Genomic DNA, 23,260 nt, shown 5'->3' with positions numbered 1-23,260 from the left:
TTGCTATTACTTGCACAGTAGCATAATCCGTATAAATTTGTAGAGGATTTAACAAAAATATTGTTTACCAACTATTTATTAATAATTAAAATTAAAATTATGAACAAAACAGATTTAATCGATGCTATGGCAGAACACGCAGGAATTACTAAAGCAGCTTCTAAGAAAGCTTTAGAATGTGCGTTAATTGAAATTGAAGGCGCTTTACAAAAAGGTGACAGAGTTTCATTAGTAGGATTTGGATCTTGGTCAGTTTCTAAAAGAGCTGCAAGAGACGGAAGAAACCCTCAAACAGGAAAAACAATCAAAATCAAAGCTAAAAACGTTGTTAAGTTTAAAGCTGGATCTGATTTAGCAAGTGCAGTAAACTAAGTTTACTTCATTATAAATGTTTAAAAAGCCTTCTTTAAAGAAGGCTTTTTTGTTTATAACCCTTAAACTATTGGTTTTTTTAAAAAAAAAGTTTACATTTATTTAATAAATTCCTTTTAATATGATTTTAACCAAGCCAAAAAAAGGAGATTTGTTAGTCGCAGAACCATCAATTATTGGCGACTTATCATTTAACCGCTCTATTGTTTTATTAACAGACCATTCTGATGAGGGCTCTATAGGCTTTATCTTAAATAAGCCGTTAGATTTTACAATTAGCGATTTAATTCCCGAAATAGAGATACCGTTTAAAGTATATAATGGTGGTCCCGTAGAACAAGACAACTTATATTTTATTCATAAAGTTCCGGATTTAATACCTAACAGCATTGAAATTTCGTTGGGTATTTTTTGGGGAGGCGATTTTAGTGAGGTTTCAAAATTAATTGCAGAAGGTAAAATTAATGAAAAAGACATTAAATTCTTTTTAGGCTATTCTGGCTGGGAAATCGATCAACTCGAAGGCGAATTAAAGTCTAATGCTTGGGTAGTAACCAATAATATTTACGAAAAAGGAATCATTGAAAAGGATTACGAATTTTTCTGGAAAGAAAAAATGGTTGAATTTGGTGGCGATTACAGTATTTGGTCTAATGCTCCAGAAAATCCAAGTTATAACTAACCTAACCTCACTTTTACGTTAACTTTTTGCAGTAACATTGTACTCACTTCTTTTTTAAATTCTTTTTTTCTATATTTTGTAATTGGCTGAATACCTTGTATTACATTGGTAATAAAGAGTTCGTCGGCTTTTTGAAGTTCGAAAGGTGATATTGAAGCTTCTTCTAAGGTAAACTCTGGAAGCAACTCTAAGACCTTAATAATTTGCGAGCGCATTATGCCTTTTAAACAGCCATCTGCAATAGGTGGTGTTTTTATGGTATTACCTCTTACCAAAAATAAATTACCATTTAAAGCTTCTACTACATTTTTATTGGTATTTAGTAATAAACAATTGTCTAAATCATTCTCTTTAGCAAATATACTTCCAACTACATTTATTGCTTTATTATTTGTCTTTAATGTCGACAACAATCCTGGAGCGATGTAAAAATCTTTAAATAAATCTACTTCGTATGTATCGTCGTTTAGCAAATAGAAATCGTTATCTAATGCTTGTGCTGAAATTATAAAACTCACTGCTTTATTGGTTGGCAAATAATAGCCACCACTATTTCTATGTACTTGAATTTTTACTCGCGCCGAAGCTTTTAGTAAACTGTTTTTATCAACCGTTTTTAAAATTTCTTCCTCTATAAACTCCATAGTAAAAGTCATAGGTATTTCCATACGCATTATGCGCATAGATGCCATTAACCTAAAATAATGATCTTCAAGAAATAATACTTTTCCAAAGGATACTTTTATAGTTTCAAATAACGCATCACCATAGCTATAACCACGGTTTTCTGGTGTTAAAATTGTATGGTCTTCGCTAAAATTTCCGTTAACATTTATCATAAAAAAAACGCTGAATTTCTTCAGCGCAAATATAAGTTTTAAATATATAATCTCTTAAGCCGAGCCTAAAACTTGTTTTAAATCTGAAATTTGGTTCTCCCACAACATTTTACCCTCCTCTATTTCATCTTCTTCTGCAAAATCTGTAATCATTATAGAAACATCTTTAGTGATTTCATCGACTTGAATTCTAATTTCGAAATAATAAGATTCGTCTTCGTCTTCCAACCATCTAAATTTAATACGTTCACCACTTTTTTTGGTTAAGAGTTTAGCCTGCTCTTCTGCACCATCCCAAATAAACTTAAAAAGTTCACCACGTGAATTAACATTATCTGCATACCACTCAGACAATCCTGAGGGCGTAGATATGTATTGATATAGTAGCGAAGGAGAGGCATGAATAGGAAATTCCATCTCGTATTTAATTTTTTCGTCCATGTTAATTATCTAAAAATATTATGTCTCCAATATATACATTAATTAATAAGTTTTGAAACAATTTAAATAAATATTTTAATTCCTTTTATGTTTGCTAACAATCAATTTGTTTTTATATTTGCACACTCAAAATTATGGCGAGGTAGCTCAGTCGGTTAGAGCGTCGGATTCATAACCCGGAGGTCACGAGTTCAATTCTCGTTCTCGCTACAACAAAAAATCATTGCAAATAAACGGTTTAGCCTTTCTAAACCGTTTTTTTTATGCTTAACTTTAAACAAATTGTAACATTTGCATACGATTGTGAATACGAAAACGCATACGATTTGAAAATTAAAAAGAATTTTTCTACTCCAAAAATCTATAACGCTAAAGGAGATTTAACCAAGCGTTGGTATGTGTATTTTTCATTTAGAAATCCAGAAACTGGAAAACTAAAGAGAATGACACCAATTTATGGTGATGCAAATGCATATAAAACCAAAGAAGATCGTTTACAAGTATTAACACAATACCGTAAAACAATTATTAAACTATTAAATCAAGGTTTTTCTCCTTTTGAGAATAATATTGAAGCGTTTGAAAATTTAAAAAAACCACCAACTATTCCAGAAATTATTAAGGAAGAACCTAAACCTGAAACACCTATTCTTAAAGTAGTTGAAGAAAAAATAGTTGAAGAACCAAAAATGCTAGTTAAAGAAGCTTTTGATTTTGCTTTAAACTATAAAAAAAAGCTTGTTGGTGTAACCACAATGAGGAGTTATGAAAATAGAGATGATTATTTTTTAAGATGGTTGACTAAAAATTACCCAGAATTAAAAACTATAGATAAATTATCAAAAAAGTTAATGTTAACCTTTTTAAATGAAACCTTAGAAAGAACAACCGCAAGAACAAGAAACAATTATCGAACCGAATTAGGCGCTATTTTTCAAGTTTTAGAAGATAATGAAATTATTGAGTCGAATTTTGTAAAAAAAATTAACGTTCTAAAGTCTACACCAAACAGAAATAAAACCTATACAGATGAGCAGCAACAAGTCATTTTTGAGTATCTAGAAAAACATGATAAAGTACTGTTATTGTTTATTAAGTTTATTTCTTATAATTTTCTACGTCCTATAGAAGTTTGTAGATTACAAATAAAAGACATAAATATTAATACAAGAACTGTTCAGTTTAAAGCAAAAAACAGTCCTTTAAAAACTAAAATTATTCCAGAAATACTCTGGAAAGAGCTTCCCGATTTAACACAATTTAATCCCGAAGACTTTTTATTTACCAACGATGGAATTGGAGGCACTTGGGATACAAAAATTAACAACAAACGCGATTTTTACTCCAAACGTTTTAAAAAGGTTGTAAAAGAGAAGTTTGATTTAGGTGTGAATTATGGCTTATATAGTTTTAGGCATACTTTTATTACCAAATTATATAGAGCAATGGTTAAAGACTCTTCTCCTTATGAAGCTAAAAGTAAGTTAATGCTAATTACTGGACATGCAACGATGACAGCATTAGAAAAATATTTGCGAGATATAGATGCAGAATTACCGGCTGATTATTCTGAAATGCTATAAAATAAGAATGAATAATAAAGATTTAAATACTTTCTATAATAAGTTAACTACAAAACTTAAAAACGATTTGGTGTTTTTTATTCCAAAAGCAATTTTAGATAAAAACACACTAAAGACTATAGAGATAGAAGAGAATTTAAGTATGTTATTTGATAATGTATTAATTATCGAATTAAATAATGGTGCATTTATTTTCGATTCTATAGAAGATTTAAGCAGGTGTATAAGAAAACCTGAAGAGCTAACCGAAATAATTTTTCTCTTATTAGAAAAGAAGGACGCATTACAAGATTTTCAGTTCTCCTTTATTGTAGATAAATATTTTGAGCAAGTAGAATTCTTGTTTTACATAACAAACTGGTTTAGTTTAAATATAGAAAAACTTGACAATGCAGATTTTAAGTTTAAAGGCTTGTTTAAAACACAGCAAAAATATTACAAACAACATTTAGAAGATTTTATTAGAAACTTTTATCCTAATAAAACATATATACCAAAAGATAAACTCGATCTATTAAAGCTTATTAAAGTTAATTTTAAAGACTTAACTAATACTAGTTTAAACAAGGAAATACTGCCAGAAAAAACAAAAGAAATTTTCACTAATCTAATTGATGAAAAGCAGAAAGAGGTTAAACAAACTAAAATAAAACCTATAAAGAAAGTATTAGTAACTGAGGAAGAATCAGAAAAATTTATATTAAGAACAGTTTTCAATATTGACATATAATCATTAATTTAGCGTTAAACAAACGTTTGTTTAACGCTAAATTAATGATTAATGGAATTTTACACCTGTAAATATTGTTTTTCTGAATTCAAACCAACACGAAGACGTGTACAAAAATATTGTAGTGGTACTTGTAGATCAAAGGCTCATCATGCAAGAAAAACAAACGAAATAAATTCGCCTACTCAAAAAATAATTGCACCTCCTCTATCATTATCATTAGATACTACACCAACTAAAACTAAAGTCGAAGCTATGAGTGCTTCTGGTGTTGGCAATGCAGCTGCTGGAAGTTTACTTGCAGAAGGAATAAAAAATGTTTTTACTGCAGACAAAAACAAACCTGCCACTAAAGGTGATATTGCTGATTTAAAATCACATTTAAGCAAAAGGTATTTGCCTATTAAAAATATGCCTTTTGATCAATTTGGTAGATTACCGTATTATGACGTGAGCACTGAGAGTGTGATTTATTTGTAGGGCAAAATTTAAATAAAGTTTCTTTAATTTATTACATCTTTTTTAGCACCAACCCTATAACAACTTTCCTCTCCAAGATATAGAGAGTCTCCATGCTCTTCAGACCAAAAGCCATCTTGCAATACATTTATAAACGACAACGCCTTTAAAAATAGCCTCGTTATCGCCTTTTTAATTAAAATATTATTTTTAAAGAAACCTATACCAAATTGTTCTTGGTAATTGTTTATTAACCTTTTGGCAATAAATTGGTTGTGCTCGTTTAGTATAGGTCTAATTTGCCTTTATAGGCTTAAGCCTCCTGGTCTTTGTTTTTGCCTATTATTAGGTAAGTTCCTGAGAGTTGGGTTATTTCCATTTGATTTATTTTAAATTAACATCTTTCACTGAAAAATTAAATTTTTCTTTTATGAAATCTAAAATTCTATTTTCATTTAGTATAAGTTCTTTAATCTCTTCACCTGAATAAACCCGTAATAGATCTCCTTTAATAAAATAAAACTTATCATTCTTTACTATTGAAAATCTAATACTATTTTGAAATGGATAATTTGAAGAATCAACAAATCTGTTTTTAATATCGATTAATATATCTCCCTCTGACTTTGTGAGTTTAGGTATAACAGTCATTTTGTTAAACTCCTTAGACGATTTAGATTTATGATATAAAACAATTTCCGTATCCTTTACTTCTGTTTTAAAATTCATGCCATAAACAGAATATTCAATTTCTTCAAATTCAGGAAACAATTTAACTGATGGCCATCCAGAACCAACATCTATAAAGTATTTTTTATTATTAATAATAACAGAAAGCATTCTGTGACACTCTATTCCATTAATAAAAGATGAATGGAGATTACTCTTAATACCGTTATTGAATAGTACTTTTTTAAAACTTAAAACTTTATCTGAACAGGTTCCTCCTAAAGAGAATTGTCTATTTTGAATATTATTTAACATAAACAGGTTATGAAAAGGAACTGTCTTAAATTCATTCAATAATAAAAATTCTATTTTATCAATTTCACTCAACTTATCTATGTTTAATTCCTCTTTTATCAATTGCTTCATCAAAAACAGGATATTGATGAAAGTAATTTTTATCAGCTAATCTTTCTGGGTAATATTTTAACCATATTTTTTTTAAAGAAGACCTTTCTAATTGATTGTTTTTTTCAAGATGTTCCACTATTAATTTCCTAATTCCTGAACCTACATCGAATGATGTCTTTTTTCGAGATAAAATATCTTTTGGTAATTCATTAATAAATAAATCCCTCAATATTTGCTTATCTATTAATTGGTCTAGCGTCAAGTCTAAAGAAGTTTCATAAACTTGTTTGTCTAAAAAAGGACACCTAGCTTCAATAGTGTTTGCCATTGAAGCTAAATCCAATCGTCTTAACTCTGTATAATATAGGTTATTAATTAAGATTGCACTTTTTTTTCTTGTGACTTCTGTGTCATCAGATATTTTATAGCCACAAAATAACTCATCTGCACCTTCTCCTGACAATATTACTTTCAAACCATCCTCTGAAGCATATCTTGATAAAACGTATGTTGCTAACCCATTACTTATTATAGAAGGATTATAACTTTCTGTTTGATAAACTAATCTATCTATTAATTTATCCAATTCAATTGGAGCTGGTAATGATATTATTTTTAATTGCTTTTCAATGCCTAAAAAAACAGATAGTTTCTTAACATATTTATAATCTTCACTATCAAAATTTACTAGTGTATAATAAATCACATTTTTAGTTAACCTATTAACTATTGAGGCAATTATTGAGCTATCTAATCCTCCACTTAAACAAACACCAAAGGGAATATCATGATTTTCTGGGATTCTTTTTTTAACAGCATCTATTATTCTTTTTTTTAAATCTACTGATGATTGACTTAAAAATTGATGTTCTACATTTTTTGATAATGTGTTATTTTCGATAACAGAAAAACCTCTTGGAACAGATTCAAAATATTCTATATCACTAATACTCTTTAACTCACTAGTTATAAATTTAAATTTAAAACTAGAACCATAAAAAAGAGGCTTTTTTCCAATATAATCTCTTATCGTATATACTTTGTAAGTTAATTTGTTATAAATTAAACCTGAATAAAATCCATCTAAAAGATGAATTACATCTTCTCCATACTTAGTAAACAAGGGTAAAATGATTTCAGTATCAGATTTAGAAACTAATGAAATATTATTTTCTTTTGCTAAAGATTTATAATTGAAAATTTCTCCGTTAAAGACACCAATATAGTCTCCATATTCAAATGGTTGCATTCCATTGTCTGATATATCGTTAATTGCTAAACGATTAAAGCCTATTGAAATAGTATTATCTTGATATACTCTAGAACCATCTTTACCTCTATGCTTTAAAAGCTGTAGGCATTCTTCTATAGCTTTAGGGTTTTGATTTCCTATTAAAGCAACAATACCACACATATTTATATATTAGTATTATTAATCCATTGTATAAACTTAATAAATACTTCTTTATGTTTTTCTAATTTTAGAATATCTAAACTTTCATTTTCTCTATGTATATTAGACTTACTATCATTAGGACCAAAACCAATATAAAAACCATCATCAGGTATATTAGAAACAAAAGGACATTTTGTAAATTTACTTAAGCTCCTATTATCAAAAATAGCTTCACCATTATATATTACAATGTTTAATTCTGTTAAGAAAGCAGGCTGGTTTTGAGTAATAGGCAAATAGAAAATCACTGGTGTTTCGCCTTTATTAACTCCTGTTTCCTCAACATATATTTTAGAACCAAATTCAGTAATATGTTTTGGTATCACTTTAAAAGGTGTATTTCCTGCAACCTCTTCTTCTCCTTGAATAATCCATAATATATTTGGTAATTCAAGTCCTCTTTCTTTCATTTCTAACAAGGCAAATATGCGACAAATTAAAATCCCTTTATTATCAGCTATGCCTCTTGCATAATACCTACCTTCCTTTTCCGATAGAACAAAAGGATCCGTTTCCCATTTTTCTTTTCTATTTATCTTTTCAACGTCGTAGTGATTATATAGAGTTACTTTTTTTGAAGAATCTATATTAATGTACTTCGCTATTATTACTGGTTGATTATAAGGGCTATCTCCTTCAACAGATATTACAAAACCTATTTTTTCTAATAATTCTTTAACTAATTTAATTCCTTCAAGGTTTGCTTCTTTATCATTTGCTATCGTCTTAATAGAGATAAAGTTTTTTAAAATATTAATCATATATGTTTTTTCTAATTGATTCTGAATAAGACCATATTGTGGTAGATAAAGACTCTATAAATTGTTTTAACATTGTTTTATTTTCGGAAACCTCAATAATATCTAGAAAATGTTCTTTTAGAACAGGATTTGTAAATTGATTATAGTAATCATTAATAAAGTTATAGTCTTCACCTAATATTTCTAAAAGTCCATATATTCTATAATAATTCATTAAAAATCGAGATTTTCTTTTAATAATATTCTTTTTATATTCCTCTAAAAAAATATTAAAATAACTAGATTCATTTAATCTTTCATAAATGTCATTTGGATTATTTGGTTTTGATTTCTGTTTAATATCTTCGATTGTTTTTATTATAGCCTTGTTAAAAGCATAACCAATTAAATCATTAGCGGATTTGTCAAGTTCGTGCTCAATCTTAAAATTTTGAATAGGTCTATTCTGATCTAAACAAAAAGTGTGTTCTGCAATTTTTTTATTAGATATTGACTGATTTAAAAGTGCCCAAAACAAATCACCTCTTCTTACAAACTTATCATTTACTTCTAAATTAACAACAGGATAAAATCGCAACAAATCTCTATTAAAAATCAAGGTATTAGGACCTCTATTGCTAACAAAATTTGAGTGATAAATCTCAGTTTTTTGTAAAACTGGTCTAGAAACTGATTTCCCTGAAAAAATGTGAATAATATCCTTTTCTATACTATAAGAATAATAAATAGGTGATTCTATATGTGTAAAGTGTGCATCTGATATATCGTAATAATAATCCTTTAAATCTTTAAGACTTTTATAATCTAACTCCTCTTTATTTTTAGAATGAATACTATAAACCAAATCCACTAATTGCACTCTTATTGTTGATAAAAAAGGTAATGGAGGATCTTTACTTACACTACCTATTAATGCATCGTATTTATCTTTATAGTTATTAATTATAGAGAACAAATCTGTTTTTGAACAAATATTATTACCATGTGTACTTGAAAAAGTTATATCATCATCTATAACCCAATACACTGGGTTTTTAAATGATATAGATTCCGTAAACAAATGATGTTGAAGTATTGTCCTACCAATAGGAATAGAGTTAATTTTATTAAATTTTTTAAAGTACTCACCGTAATACCCTAAAATTAAATTATTCTCCCAATCCTTTCTAGGTACGATTGTAAACTCTATCCTAGACTTTACTAATTTCTGTTTTACATCATCGAAATTTTCAAAAGAAGATAGATTATCTATTATCAACAGTTTATCAATTCGTATAGTTTTTTTTATAATAGAATCAATAATTCTTTCTGAAGTTTTTTTATCTCCAGCTATAAAACCTACAATAAATTCAAAATCTTTAAAATCGTCAAATAGTATTTCTTGTTTATTAACCAATTCCTGTTTTTTATTAGGAACAATAATATCTTTTTCGTCTAATTCAAATAATTTTTTTGCTCTGCTAAAAAAGCGTTGCCTATCTTGAGAATTCATAATATGTTGGTATTTATAATAGAAATACCTGTAACTCTCTTTTTTTAGCTTCAAATTATTTGTTATACGTTGTCGTGAGTTTTCAACATAAAGAGTTACTAAATTATTTTCTATAACTTTATATTTTGGGTTTAATTGAAATAATCTTACAAATAAATCTCTGTCTACTGTAGCATCCATTGCTTCATCAAAAGCACCTGCTTTTAAAAGCGTTTTCAATCTTACAAAAGTACTAGAGCCTCCAACTCCAGGATTTCCACTTAAAAAATCATGAGAATCTAACTGTTTAGGTAATTTTAAATAGGACTCTTCTTTTAAATTTTTTCTTATTAAGTTAGCATAAACTATATCTTCATTTGCAGTATTTAAAGTAATTGTTTCTAAATAATTACAATGCCATTCATCATCATCGTCAAGTGACGAAAAATAAACAGTATCAACAATTTCATTACTACTAATAAAATATTCTATTCCTGTATTTAAAGCTCCTGAATAATTATTTGTTCTTTTATTTTTAATCCAATCAAAGTTATAAGTCTTGCATAACTCTTGTTCTTCTATCTGATTTTTTTGATGGGAATTTGAAACAATTACAACATAATCTGGTTTTCGTACTTGATTCTGAATAGACTTTAGTGCTCTGTTTAATAACTTTACTCTATTACAAGTAACTACAACTGTAAAAACAACCATTCTCTTTACATCTGTTTAATATAATCCTCAATATCTTCAATAGTCTTTACAGGAATTAATAAATCTTTCAATCTATGATCTAGATTTTTTCCTGCTAATTCCTCAGACCAACCACCAAATTGAGTAACACATAAAACTATTTTCTTTTTTTGCCATGCAAAAGCTAATTCGGATAAAGTACCTGCTCCTCCTCCTGCTGCAATAATAATATCTGAGCTATTTACCAAAATAATATTACGTGCTATTCCCATTCCTGTTGGTATAGCTATATCTATATATTTATTAGCTTCTTCTGCTTTATTTCCTTGTAAAACACCTATTGTTTGGCTATCAAACGTTTCGCTAGAAGATTTCACACCTTTACTAACTGCTTCCATAAAACCACCTGCTCCACCATTAAAAAACAATCGATTTTTTTTTGATATTGCCTTTCCTAACTTCTCTCCAAAATCATACAACGCATCACTACAAACCGATTTATTAGGACCTATTACTCCAATCTTAATCATTCACTAATTCTTATTATATTTATTTAACTCGCTTTTGATTATATACACTCTTATTATTACCATAGTAATTAGTGTAAATGTGCTGATAAACATTGGCTGTTTTAATACCTACTTCTTCATCGCTATAAAAATCTTGAGGTAAATACAACAGGTTATCATAAATCGCACTTTTAACTTGTGCTTTTATCTGTCTACTTTCTCTCCAATTTTCAATTTTAAGCTTTTCAGACTTTAGTGTTTCTAATGTTTTAGCTGCCACTTTTTTGACTTCTTTAAGCTCTTTATTTGTTAATTCCTTTCCTTCTTTTAGTAAATCGAAAATAGCTAGAGTTTCTTGATCTTTAAGATTTTCCCTAACCACACGTTGCTCTTCAAAAGATAAATCTTTTATAAAATCATATAAATTATCAAAAGTCTTAACCGTATCTTCTAAACTCTTTCCTTTGTTGTACTCTTCTATAATTTCTTTGTAACGCTCATAAAATTCAATACGTAACGGATTTTCTTTTAGCATTTGCTCCAATTGCTGTTCTATAGCTTCCTGCAAGTTAAAAACCAACGTGTTTTTACGAGGCGTTTTAGCAAAGGCTGCTTTCAATTTATCAAAATCTAAAGATGACAAATCTACATACACTTCTTCTTCATCCTCATTAACTTCGTTATCTTGAACAACAACACTATCGCTTACTATAGCTTGTAATTCCATAATAATTTGTGTTACATCAGCCGATTTTACATTTTGGTTTAAAGCCGTGTAAATTGCTTCGATTGCATTAAAATCTTTAACGTGCTTTTTTAATTTATCATTAGGAAATAAAGCTTTGTATTTTCTAAATACATTTCTAGCCATCATTTCAAAAGTAGTACGTGTGGTTTCATTTAAACACACACAATCTGTTGCGTCTTTAATTTTAGCAATCTTAGAAATTGGTTTTGCATCTTTTAAGTCTTGAAGTTTAAAGTCCAATTCTTTTAAATACGCTTTAACATCTTTTATAGCTTGTTTTAACTCAACCTCAACATCTTCTAATGGCTCCACAGGACTTCCTGACCCTTTATCTTTCCCTCCAGATTTTCCGCCTTCTCCATATACCGAATATGCATGTTCTAATTGCTTATATACGTTTCCATAATCTACAATTAAACCGTTTTCCTTTTCATCGTCATACACACGGTTTGCTCTTGCAATGGTTTGCATTAACGTATGTCCTTTTATGGGTTTGTCTAAATAAACAGTAGAGACACAAGGTGCATCAAAACCAGTAATCCACATGGCACATACTATGGCTAAACGAAATGGATTCTCTTCGTCTTTAAATTCTTTTTCTAGGTTACGTTCCACCATTTTTCTACGATGCACTTCAATATCTAAATTCATTTTACGGAATTTATCTACTTCGTTTTGCTCGCTACTTACTACAACGCAAACTTCTGTTTCTTTTACTTTATTGTATTTACGTTTTAGTTCTTGTTCTTCCTGTTGGTCTTCTGCGTTTTTTATGCGTTCTTCTAATTCTTTTAGGTATTCTGGCCAATAACCTTGAATCATCTGATACATTCTAACTGCTGTAGGTTTATCTAAAGCCACATACATGGCTTTACCTTGATAACCTCTTTCATTAAAATGCCAGACTAAATCTTTTGCAATTGCTTCTAATCTTGGTTGCGCTGTAAGAATTGGATAATTTCTACTAAACAAATATTCTAGTTTCTTCTTTTGGTCGTCGTCTAAATCTTCATTCTCGAAAACCTCAGCCATTTTTGCATCCAACTCAGGATTGGTAATATCTAACTTTTCTCCTCTATTTAAATAACGCAGTGGTAAGGTTGCTTCATCTTCAATGGCACGTTTAAAATCGTAAACAGAAACGTACTCACCAAATATGTTTTTAGTTAACTCTTCTTCTTCTTTTATAATTGGAGTTCCAGTAAACCCTAAATATGATGCATTTGGTAAACCATGAAAACGCATGTTTCTTGCATAGGTTCCAGATTGTGTTCTGTGGGCTTCATCACTAATAACGATTACATTTTTACGATCTGTAATTAATGGATATTCGGTTTCTAGTTTTGGATCTATAGAAAATTTATGAATCAAAGAAAACACATAACGATGGTTTTCAGACAATAACTCACGCAAATGCTCACGACCAGTCATCCCTTTCTTTTTTCCTGCAATACAGTTTTTATCGTTTACTGCGCCAACACCAGAAAAGGTATCGTATAATTGATTTTCTAATTCGGTTCTATCTACAGCAATTAAAAAGGTATAAGAACCTCCTAATTTTCTGTGAATCTTTTCACATAAAAACACCATAGAATAAGACTTTCCAGAACCTTGCGTATGCCAAAACACACCCAACTTCCCTTCTAAATCTTCTATATTATTTACGTTTTCAATCACTTTGTTTACACCAATATATTGGTGATTTTTAGCCATTAACTTTACCACATCACCTTCAGAATCATCGAATAATAAATAGTTTTCAAAAATATCCATTAAACGATGCTTGTCGCAAGTACCACGCAACATCGTATCTAAACTTACTTCTCCTTCTTCATCTTCTTCTATACGTTTCCAGTCTAAAAAGTATTTATACTTACTAGTAATGGTCCCAACTTTTGCATCTAAACCGTTACTTAAAATAACAAATCCGTTATTATGAAACACTTGTGGTATAGCATCTTTATAATCTTTTAAGTTATCGTTATACGCATGACGTAAATCTTGATGATGTGCTTTTAACTCAAAAAACACTAACGGAATACCATTAACAAAACCAATAACATCTGGTCGTCTTAAATATAACTCTCCTAAAACTTCTAATTGACGTACTGCTAAAAAGTGATTATCTTGATAATCATTAAAATTAAAAACCTTTAGTTTGGTTTTTATCAATTCTCCTTTATCGTTAGTATAACTTACAGGAACACCATTTTTAAGTAAATTACTTTTTTCTTTATTTATAAAACCTAAAGTTTGGTCTGCTACGTTTTGAGTGATTCTATCTATAGCTTGTTGATACGCTAACTCAGGATGATTGGGATTTAATTTTTTAAGCGCTTGTAATAAGTAATGCGTTAAAACTACCTCGCTTTTATCTTCTCTACCTAACAAACCGTTGTCTCCAAAAGATTCTTTATGCCATGCGGAAACTACTATCCAACCCAATTGTTCTAAAACATCTTGCGTTGCATTTTCTATTAAACCGTCTTCTGAATATTCGTAGCTCATCCTTTATTATTTTACTAATGGCAGTTTAACACCAAGTTTATAAACATCGTAATAATGTTCGATTGGTGAATCATTTAATTTTACATCCAATAAATTTTCTAATCCATTTTGGTCTGGATGAATTATCAAACAATCTATAACCTCTCCTTGTTCTTTGTTTAAAGCATCATAAACTTTTTTTAAACGCGCATAACCACTTACTTGTCTTATATCCTCATCATGCTTACCATTTAAATATTTAAGCTTGTATTTAGCATCTATAACCATTTGATAGTCTTCATTATTTAATAGGTAATCTAACTCGTTACCATAATGTTTAAATTGAAACTTAACTAGATTATGAAATCTGACTTTTAACAAACCCAATACATACAACTCAAACAACTTGGTCATGTCTATCCAAAAAGGTGGAGATTGTACTGTTTCCTTTATTGTATTAGAAATATTATAACCAAAACGTTTTAAAATAAGCTTTGCTAGATATAATGCTTGCTCATACTCTTTATAAAACACATTGGTTTTAGTGTGCTTAATCTCGGTAATTTCTATGTTGTCTGATACTTGAGTAAAAGCAGGATTTATATAATTAAAGGTGTTTTGTAAGTCTTTATGATTAGTAAGTTTTGTGTACGTTGGTAAATAGCGTTTTATAAATTGTAACGCTTTTTTTAATAATCTATTTTCTTTATTGTTGATGCCAAATTCATCAAAACTACAATAGGTATAAAGGTTTTTATTTTTAACAAGGTTATGTTTTATAGTTTTAGATACTTGTACTTTTCCTTTTACTCTACCTTGAAGATTTTGCTCTACTTTGTAATAGGATTTTTTTAATCCTTTTCTAACGATTTGTTTTAAAAGACTTAGAAACTCTACCACTAAAAAAGGCGTAAGTAAATCTTGTTTCTGACTAATCTCAATTGTTGGTTGGTCCCATTTTACAACAAAAAGCTCTTTTATCTCTTTAGAAATATCTGGATGCTTTAAAGCCGAAAACAACATATTTACAAAATCGACTTCTTGTGAATCATCATTAATTTTAGAAACCACATGAATAGCAGTTTTATTGACTTCTAACCAATCTAGACCAATAAAATAGCCTGTTTCTAAATAATAAACTGGATTTTCTTCCGTACGCTTAGTAATGGTGTAACAAGGCTCATTATAAACATTTTGTTTATGAGATTTAGAAAAACAATCTTGATAAAACGATTGCGTTAAATACTTTGCGTCTTCAACTTTAACCCAATTATTATAATGCTCCCTATATGTTAACAGTTTAACACTCAAATTCTGAAATTTCTTTTAATTTATCTTTAGCAGTTTCTAATAGCAAACCATCTTTTATATACTCATTTAGTATTGGTAAAATTTCGTAATCTAGTTTTAATTGTAATTGCTCTGACTCACTTAAATCACTTTTATTATCTAACAAAAAATAACTATGTCCTAGCTTAACATCTTTAGATTCAAAATCTGATGCTAAGTAATTATTCTTTTTTTCAAATAGCTCACTGACTAATCCAAATAAAGCTTTTGCTTTATCATAAATAATCACCTGAGCATTTGGAGGAACATCAACAAAAGCAAAACGACGTTTTATAGCATAATCTATATGACCAACACTTCTATCTGCTGTGTTCATAGTCCCAATGATGTACAAATTCTCTGGAATAGTAATAGCAGAATCTCCATCTATAGCATACATGCTATTAACAGGTTCTCCTCTATATTCTATAGCGTATATAAGTTCTCCTAAAACTGATGGTAAATTTGCTCTGTTTATTTCGTCAATAATTAATACGTAATCGTTGTTTTGAAGTTTTTTAACAAACGCGTCAAAATCCTGCCATATAGCATAATGAGATGCATTATTAAAATTATCTAGCTTATGATACGCTGGATCGTTCCAATTGTCAAGGTTATATTTATTTTCAATACTTACCCAAGTTGCCATATACCAGTTACCATTATCTGCAAGTGTTTCATATCGCATTCTACCAACATCAGTTTCAGACGTTGGAACATCTTTTAATCTAATTGTTTTTTCTTTATTAAAATAATAGTGCGTTCCGTTGTGCTCTGCTTCTTCTCCTTTTTGATGTAAAAAACTTCTATACTCTAATGGAATATTATAATCTTCTAAAGCATTCTTTTTAGATGCTAATTCTGATAATTTTGCAATAACCTTATTTTCAGTTTTATAAATAATACTATCATTTTCGTTTTTTACAGAAATACCTCGTACAAAATCCTCATAACTATAAGATGGATGAAACTGCACCAAAGTAAAATTAGATTCAGTTTTTACTTTAGAAGGTTTTATTAATTTATACAAGTATTTAGCTACTGCTAATTCATAAGGTTCAAAAGCATGTACATTGCTTGGTTTTTCTCCTTCAACAAGTTCATTATACTTAGAAATAATATTTTTATATTTTGGTTTCCAAGGTTGACTTCTTTCAGATTGAAGCTCTACGTTTTCGTCATTAATACTATTAATAGTGTAATAATCTTGCTTTCCACTTGCATTAGCTATTTTTTGGCCAACCTCTAGCGCTTCTATTATAATCTCTACTGTTAAAGCATTATATTTAGAAACACTTCTTCTACCTGCCAATTGCTCTGCAATCTTTTTTGCTGTATAGGTTTTACCAGTTCCTGGAGGTCCTTGTAAAATGATTTGTTTTTTGTGTTTTAAAATTTTAATATAACTATTTAACTCGCTCATTTCTTTTTTGTTTGATAAAAAACGTTCTAAGTATTCTACTTGCTTTTTAAAAATTGGTGTGGCAATCTCTATTAAATCATTCCAATTTTTGGGAAAAGTATTATCTACAGGAATTTTCCAATTTACTTCCTTTTGAAACTGGTCACGAAACTGATTAAATGTGTTGTTCTCATCTGAAAAGTTAACATCTATATCAAACCCAAACTGAAAGTTAGATTGAAAACCATGAAACGTCATTTTTAAAAACACACTATTCCCAAACTTGGAATACTTACTTGGTAAAAAACCAGTTAATATATATTCTTTTAAAACAAACCCTTTACCTTGACCAGCCATTTTATTTGGCTTTTCGTTGTAATTATTTTTTAAAGGAATCCCTAATTCTTTAGACAAGCAATCTCCTAAATATTGTAATTTTTTACGTGTATCAAAGTACAATTTAGTACTTAGATTATCAGAATCGTAAGGTTTACCAATATCATTTTTATAGTTATGTAATTGTATTAAATCAAAATAGTCCATTTTATGGTTTAAATTAACAATTGGGTAACCAGACATTTCTTTAAATACAGCTCTATAATGTGCATTACTACTAAAATCTCCTGCTATTAGATTTACATTTGCCAATTTTGCAGCTTCTGTTATTATATATTTAAATGGATAGTTTTTTCCATTTATGGATACTGCATATTCTGTACCTTGTCTATTATCAGGCACACCATTTTTGTCAATCTCTAAAACTGCTTGATCTATTAAATCTTTAGTTAAAAAATCTAGTTTTTGATTCATTAATTATAATTGATTTATCTGTTTTCGCAAAATATTTATATCTTTCAAAGCTTTTCTACCTTGACTTGCTAAATGCTCTAATTGTAATTCTTGCAATTTATTTGGTACAAAACCCTTGACTAAAATCTCGTTATTTGTAACTTTAATCATAGTTCTTAAACCTAATACATAAGTTTCTAATTCGTTTATTCTTTCGTTAATTGTCTTTTTCATAAATATATTGTTTTAATATAAATATGTAGAAAAAAAGCAAACGACACTTTTTCTCTAATTATATTTCTCACGCTCCTCCGCAACCATACCCAAACCTGCATCTACCTCCAAACCATCAACATCTATCATCCCACTCATTAAACGTGGTAACAAAATATCGCGTGCTTCTTTTAAGTGTTGGTTTTGTTTTTGAAGATTTAAGACCATTGTAAATATCTTTGTATAATATATATCGAATCTCTCCTGCAATTCTATATTTGGTACTTTTATAGAATATGGTTCTAAAGATGTAATTGTAATTTGTGATTGTGCTGCACCACTATCTAAAGACCTTAAATTTGAATCTTTTAGATGATAATACAAATAACTTTGTTTAATATCATCATTCACTAAAACAGCAATAGATAGATTTGTTAACCAACATTTGGCTGGAGCAATTTTTACATCTCCAGTTCCTCCAACACCTCTTGCTACAATTATTAAAGTTGGATTTTCAAATAAATAACCATTGCAATATCCTGTTACTCGATAACCACTATAAACAGGAAAACCAGTTTCTGTAAGCATTCCTTTTTTAGGCATTTTACCGTATTTGAAGTCTGCAAATTTATCAAGTCTTGCAATCTCCCAACCAAAAGGCAAACCACTTACCTCATCAATCTCCACATCTTCATAACCAGGAAACTTAAAACGTACAAACCATTCTTCATAGGTTTGTTGTGCTTGTTCTTCTAATAATTTAATGCGTTTTAGGTTGTTTTCTATTAAATCATCATATGCTGATAAAATGGATGCTATTTTGCGTTGGGTTTTTAGTGGTGGAATAGTGACTTTAGCTTCAGAAATATCTTTTGCACTTACTGCTGGATAATTTGCTCCTTTTTCAACAGATACTAAATACGACGTAAAAGAATTTTCTGAAATGATATAATACAAATATCTTGAATCTATTTTATCCCTAATTGGTGTTAAAACAGCAAAACCAGTTGATACGACAGTGTTTTCTGGAAAATCACTCAAATAACTATAAGTTTTATTTCCAGGTCTCACTGTTGCAATTATTGAATCTCCTTTAATTGGGATTCTCTTTGCTCGAGAAGGTGCTTCTTTAATAGAAACTACATTATCAAGTTGAGCATCTCCAGAACCAACTGAAGAAATATCTAAATACGTAATATCATTAAATTTAAAATCTTTGTTAATATTCTTATCATTGATTTTACAAACTTCACCTAACTTTATTTGTTTCCAATCTTGACTCATAACTTCACCGATTGTATTTGCTCCATTAAACTATTGGCTTCGGTATTGAGTTGTGCTAATTCGGTATGTATTTCTGTTAGTCGTGTTTTGTAGTCAAAATCCATATCAATATCAATCTTTACACCAACGTAGCGTCCTGGTGTTAGGCTGTAGTCTTGTTCCTTAATTTCTTCTATAGAAGCTATTTTGCATAAGCCTTCTACGTCTTGGTATTTGTTTTCTGGGAAGTGGGTTTTTAGCCAGTCGTTCCCATCATGAGATTGCTTTACTTCGACTGCGCTCAGTACAGGCTCTTCGCCTCGCAATGACGGTTTTAATGATGGTTCGTTGTTTCTAAATGAATTTAGAATTGCAGTTAACCCTTCTAAATGTTCGTCGCTAAAATCGTTAATAGTTGTGCTTACTTTGTTAAAGGTGTTACGTGCATCTATCATGAGCACTTTGTCTTTGTTGGCTTTGGTTTTTCCTTTGTTAAAAAACCAAACGTGACAAGGTAAACTACGTGTGTAGAAAAAGTTATTGCTTATGGCTACAATACATTCTACATCGCCTGTTTCTATTAATTTTTGGCGTATTAGTTTTTCGGCATTACCTGCATCGGTTGCAGAACTTGCCATAACAAAACCTGCGCGACCTGTTGCATTTAAATACGAATGGAAATATTGCATCCACAAATAGTTACCATTGCTTATGGTTCCTTTTCCTGTTAATGGGGCACCAAATGGTAAACGGTCATCATCCGCTAAAAATTTATTCTTCGCATCAATTTTATCGACATTAAATGGTGGATTCGCCATTACAAAATCGCACTTTCCAGTTAATTTTGGAGTATGTGGATTAGTGTAAAAACTATTGGCTTCTATAATTTTACCTTCTATACCATGTATGGCAAGGTTCATTTTAGCTAAACGTGTGTTGTTACTTTTTAGCTCTGTACCATAAACGGTTATGGCTTCGTTTACGCTTTTGTTTTCTTTGTCTTTTATAAAGTGTGCTGTTTGTACAAACATACCACCAGAACCACAAGCAGGATCGTGTACAATTCCGTGATTAGGCTGTATAAAATTTACAATAAGGTTTACTAAAGATGGTGGTGTAAAAAACTCTCCACCTTCCTGTGCGCCTGCACCTTGCATAGAGAATTTCATTAAGAAAAACTCGTAAATACGTCCAAACACATCGCCTTTTGCGTTTTTTACAGCATCTTTGTTAAAAACACGTACGAGATTGCGTAATAGCTTTTCATCAAATTCTTGATAGCTTTTTGGTAGAATACCTTCTAAATCTGGATATTCTGCTTCAATAAGCTTCATGGCATTGTTAATGGCTTCGGCTATATTTTCGCCTTCTGGTAAGTCTGCTAAATAATCGTACTTTGCTTTTTCTGAAATAAACATGGCGCCTGCTCCTGCATAATCTCCTTTATTGGCTTCGCGTTTTTTTCCTGTTCTTGGGTTAATAGGCAGTTTACTTTCTACTTCTATTTTAGCATCTTCGAAACGGTTTTGTGCAAAGCGTAGTAATACTAAACCTAATAATGGGTCTTTGTATTCGGCTGCTGTTAGTTTAGAATTTGCTCTAAGGTCGTCTGCTGCGTCCCAAAGTTCTGATTCTAATTGTTTTATATCTTGGTGGTTCATTTATGGCTTTTTAAACAAATAAAGCGACTCGATAGAGGCGCTATTTACTAATAAATATTTTGACTTTCAATATACAAAAAGCCTATTACTGTCAAAGTTAATCTAAGTAAGTTTTAGCCTTTAATCGAAAATTTTATCATACCATGAGCCTACGTTTTCACAAATTTCATCATGGTACTTATAAATGGTTAGAGCAAGACTAAAATCTGCCCGTTTAGTTTTATATGAATTGACTGTAAAATATCCATAGAAATTGCCTTCTTTGTCTACTACCACTGGTGGATTTGAGCTGTATTTATTCCAAGGTGATAAAGAATTATATTCACTTCCATAAGTTCCAAATTTATTCCAAATTGATTTTGAATTATAACTACTTCCATAGGTTCCGTATTCATTCCAGATAGAGCTACTGTTGTAATTATTACAATTCAAACAGCCTAAGTAAACATCATGATTACTTCCACCATACAAATGCAATGTTTGCCCAAAACTTAATTGAGATAAAACAAATAGAACACAAAAGAGATAGAACAATCGCATCATAAACATTTTTGTTTTTTAATTATTTTTATTTGAAAGATCATCAAATTTAGCTTTCATCGTTGGGTTCCCATGAGTTAACTTTTTAATTGTTAAATCATCTGCTTTGTTATTAGCAAGACGCAAATTATTTTCTGAAGATAGCAAAGCCTCTTTTGTTTTTTGTAAATGACTAATGGTTTTATCAATTTCATCTATAGCTGTTTTAAACTTCCTACTAGCTAAATCGTAATTTCGAGCAAAACCTTCTTTGAATACGCTTATTTTTTCTTCAAAATTGGTAATATCTACATTTTGGTTTCTAATTAAATTTAGTTCTGCTTTGTATTGCATTGAATTCATTGCTGCATTTCGAAGAAGCGTAATTATAGGAATGAAAAATTGAGGTCGTACTACATACATCTTATTAAATTTATGTGACACATCCACTATACCCGTGTTATAGAATTCATTTTCTGATTCAAGTAAAGATACAAAAACTGCATATTCACATTTCTTTTCCGTACGATCTTTATCTAGTTTGGTAAAAAAATCTTCATTCTTCTTTTTTGTAGCTGTCTCGTCGTTCTCATTCTTCATTTCAAACATAATTGAAATAATTTCATTACCAAATTCATCTGTTTCTTTATAAATAAAATCACCTTTATTACCACCTCTTGAGTCGTTATCTTTTTCAAAATAGGCATTTTGAAAACCAGTTGCGCGAAGTTTGTTAAATTCGGCCTCACAATGCTGTTCCAATGTTTCGCCTAGCATTTTAGTGGAGAGTTTTTGCTTCATATCTTTGTAAAAAGCAATTTCTTCATCTTTTATTCTGATGAAATCATCTTTAGTTTTAAGGTCATTACTAAATTTTTCATTTAAAGATTTTTCAAGTAATTGTTTTTCAGTTTCTTTAATTTTTAAATCATTAGCAAGATTATCACGTTCCTTTTCGATATCCTTAATCGCTTCAGAAACCTTTAGTTTTTTCTCTATTTCTGCATTCTGAATTTTTGAATTCAATTCTGAAATTTCCGATTCTTTCTTAGCCAGCTTTTCGGCAAATTCGCTATCACTTTTAGCTTTTAATTCGGTTAATTCTTTATCTTTTTTCGAGAGTTGTTCTTGTAATGTATTTCTCAAATTAGCTTCTGCAAGCTTAACAGCATTTTCTTTATCTTTCTCAGCGAGTACTAGTCGCTTTTCTAATTCTTCTTCGAATTGATGATCACGCACCTGTTTCAATATATCTGCAAAACCAGCTTCATCAACTTTAAACGCTTTATCACAATTTGGACATATAATCTCGTTCATATTCTTTTTTTAATTAAAAGTTATTGATTTGGCTTTCGCCTTAAAAATAGTATTTAATATAAAATTACTAAAGTAATTTCTTACATTACTTTTGCAGCTAAGTATTTTTGTACTACGTAAACATCTATACTTTTATTAAATTTCTTACTTACCGATGGTATGTTTTCGCTAGAGATCCAAATTTTTAATTCGGCATCCAAGTCAAACGTTCCAGAGGTTTCTAGCGAGAATCTTGAAATGCTTTTGTATGGCATAGATTTGTATTCTATTTTACTACCAGTTAGTCCTTGCACATCAATTAATATTAGACGTTTGTTAGTAAACATAAATACGTCTCTAAACAATATAAAACCTAATTCTATTTGTTCGTTATCTATTAATAAACGTCCGTATTTCTCACTTAATTTCTCGGCAGATACTTCGCTTGCGTTTCCTAATAGTTTGTTAAGTAATCCCATG

21 protein-coding genes and 1 tRNA gene are annotated in these 23,260 nt (G+C 29.7%); 6 read left to right on the top strand and 16 right to left on the bottom strand.

The genetic code is table 11. From position 1 onward, the window contains the following. Positions 1–99 precede the first annotated feature (99 nt). The gene (locus ACVC43_RS05255) at positions 100–372 is read left to right on the top strand and encodes an HU family DNA-binding protein (RefSeq protein WP_299890817.1); all 273 of its coding nucleotides are present in this window, start codon (positions 100–102) and stop codon (positions 370–372) included. Between the two features lie 121 nt (positions 373–493). After that, positions 494–1,054 carry a YqgE/AlgH family protein gene (locus ACVC43_RS05250; protein ID WP_452223523.1) on the top strand — a complete coding sequence of 187 codons (561 nt, stop codon included), beginning with the start codon at positions 494–496 and terminating at the stop codon, positions 1,052–1,054. On the opposite strand, the gene ACVC43_RS05245 is transcribed toward ACVC43_RS05250, so the two are convergent. Together ACVC43_RS05245 and ACVC43_RS05240 are read right to left on the bottom strand one after the other, a co-directional pair. Continuing rightward, a complete protein-coding gene (locus ACVC43_RS05245; protein ID WP_452223522.1) occupies positions 1,051–1,893 on the bottom strand; it encodes an aminotransferase class IV in 843 nt (280 codons plus the stop codon). The two genes, ACVC43_RS05250 and ACVC43_RS05245, sit on opposite strands and share 4 nt — an antisense overlap. Positions 1,894–1,947: 54 nt before the next feature. Next, positions 1,948–2,334 carry an START-like domain-containing protein gene (locus ACVC43_RS05240; protein WP_452223521.1) on the bottom strand — a complete coding sequence of 129 codons (387 nt, stop codon included), beginning with the start codon at positions 2,332–2,334 and terminating at the stop codon, positions 1,948–1,950. A gap of 136 nt (positions 2,335–2,470) precedes the next feature. Here ACVC43_RS05240 and ACVC43_RS05235 point away from each other — a divergent pair. The 4 genes from ACVC43_RS05235 (at position 2,471) to ACVC43_RS05220 (ending at position 5,127) form a co-directional block, all read left to right on the top strand. After that, a tRNA-Met gene (locus ACVC43_RS05235) sits at positions 2,471–2,544 on the top strand. A 53-nt stretch (positions 2,545–2,597) separates the two neighbouring features. Then, on the top strand, positions 2,598–3,917 hold the full coding sequence (locus ACVC43_RS05230; protein ID WP_452223520.1) for a tyrosine-type recombinase/integrase: 1,320 nt from the start codon (positions 2,598–2,600) through the stop codon (positions 3,915–3,917). Positions 3,918–3,924: 7 nt separating this feature from the next. Then, the gene (locus ACVC43_RS05225) at positions 3,925–4,647 is read left to right on the top strand and encodes a hypothetical protein (RefSeq protein ID WP_452223519.1); all 723 of its coding nucleotides are present in this window, start codon (positions 3,925–3,927) and stop codon (positions 4,645–4,647) included. A 51-nt stretch (positions 4,648–4,698) separates the two neighbouring features. Continuing rightward, on the top strand, positions 4,699–5,127 hold the full coding sequence (locus ACVC43_RS05220; RefSeq protein WP_452223518.1) for a hypothetical protein: 429 nt from the start codon (positions 4,699–4,701) through the stop codon (positions 5,125–5,127). Positions 5,128–5,490: 363 nt separating this feature from the next. On the opposite strand, the gene ACVC43_RS05215 is transcribed toward ACVC43_RS05220, so the two are convergent. The 14 genes from ACVC43_RS05215 to ACVC43_RS05150 all read right to left on the bottom strand — a co-directional run bounded on the left by ACVC43_RS05215 (position 5,491) and on the right by ACVC43_RS05150 (position 23,259). After that, complete coding sequence (locus ACVC43_RS05215) at positions 5,491–6,162, bottom strand: arylamine N-acetyltransferase (protein ID WP_452223517.1); 672 nt, start codon at positions 6,160–6,162, stop codon at positions 5,491–5,493. 1 nt (position 6,163) lies between these two features. Further along, entirely contained in the window at positions 6,164–7,597 is a 1,434-nt protein-coding gene (locus ACVC43_RS05210) for an asparagine synthetase B family protein (RefSeq protein ID WP_452223516.1), read from the bottom strand. A 2-nt stretch (positions 7,598–7,599) separates the two neighbouring features. After that, on the bottom strand, positions 7,600–8,400 hold the full coding sequence (locus ACVC43_RS05205; protein ID WP_452223515.1) for a M20/M25/M40 family metallo-hydrolase: 801 nt from the start codon (positions 8,398–8,400) through the stop codon (positions 7,600–7,602). Beyond that, on the bottom strand, positions 8,393–10,585 hold the full coding sequence (locus ACVC43_RS05200; protein WP_452223514.1) for a glycosyltransferase family 2 protein: 2,193 nt from the start codon (positions 10,583–10,585) through the stop codon (positions 8,393–8,395). The genes ACVC43_RS05205 and ACVC43_RS05200 overlap by 8 nt, the downstream gene beginning before the upstream one ends. A gap of 5 nt (positions 10,586–10,590) precedes the next feature. Next, entirely contained in the window at positions 10,591–11,094 is a 504-nt protein-coding gene (locus ACVC43_RS05195) for a TIGR00725 family protein (RefSeq protein WP_452223513.1), read from the bottom strand. A gap of 19 nt (positions 11,095–11,113) precedes the next feature. Next, positions 11,114–14,329: a type I restriction endonuclease subunit R gene (locus ACVC43_RS05190; protein ID WP_452223512.1), complete on the bottom strand. Its 3,216-nt coding sequence runs from the start codon at positions 14,327–14,329 to the stop codon at positions 11,114–11,116. 6 nt (positions 14,330–14,335) lie between these two features. Continuing rightward, positions 14,336–15,619 carry a 5-methylcytosine restriction system specificity protein McrC gene (locus ACVC43_RS05185; RefSeq protein WP_452223511.1) on the bottom strand — a complete coding sequence of 428 codons (1,284 nt, stop codon included), beginning with the start codon at positions 15,617–15,619 and terminating at the stop codon, positions 14,336–14,338. Beyond that, complete coding sequence (locus ACVC43_RS05180) at positions 15,609–17,849, bottom strand: AAA family ATPase (protein ID WP_452223510.1); 2,241 nt, start codon at positions 17,847–17,849, stop codon at positions 15,609–15,611. The genes ACVC43_RS05185 and ACVC43_RS05180 overlap by 11 nt, the downstream gene beginning before the upstream one ends. Before the next feature lie 3 nt (positions 17,850–17,852). After that, positions 17,853–18,062, bottom strand: a complete 210-nt coding sequence (locus ACVC43_RS05175; protein WP_452223509.1) for a hypothetical protein — start codon at positions 18,060–18,062, stop codon at positions 17,853–17,855. Positions 18,063–18,116: 54 nt separating this feature from the next. Then, positions 18,117–19,325, bottom strand: a complete 1,209-nt coding sequence (locus tag ACVC43_RS05170; RefSeq protein WP_452223508.1) for a restriction endonuclease subunit S — start codon at positions 19,323–19,325, stop codon at positions 18,117–18,119. Then, entirely contained in the window at positions 19,322–20,965 is a 1,644-nt protein-coding gene (locus ACVC43_RS05165; protein ID WP_452223507.1) for a type I restriction-modification system subunit M, read from the bottom strand. Before ACVC43_RS05165 ends, ACVC43_RS05170 begins: the two co-directional genes overlap by 4 nt. A gap of 120 nt (positions 20,966–21,085) precedes the next feature. Then, entirely contained in the window at positions 21,086–21,508 is a 423-nt protein-coding gene (locus ACVC43_RS05160) for a hypothetical protein (protein WP_452223506.1), read from the bottom strand. Positions 21,509–21,523: 15 nt separating this feature from the next. Then, complete coding sequence (locus ACVC43_RS05155) at positions 21,524–22,801, bottom strand: DUF2130 domain-containing protein (RefSeq protein ID WP_452223505.1); 1,278 nt, start codon at positions 22,799–22,801, stop codon at positions 21,524–21,526. A gap of 80 nt (positions 22,802–22,881) precedes the next feature. Then, positions 22,882–23,259, bottom strand: a complete 378-nt coding sequence (locus ACVC43_RS05150) for a PH domain-containing protein (RefSeq protein ID WP_452223504.1) — start codon at positions 23,257–23,259, stop codon at positions 22,882–22,884. Position 23,260 lies beyond the last annotated feature (1 nt).

This window comes from Lacinutrix chionoecetis, assembly GCF_053604665.1.
Note: the sequence above shows the minus strand (reverse complement) of the source record. Positions and strands in the feature narration are given on the sequence as shown.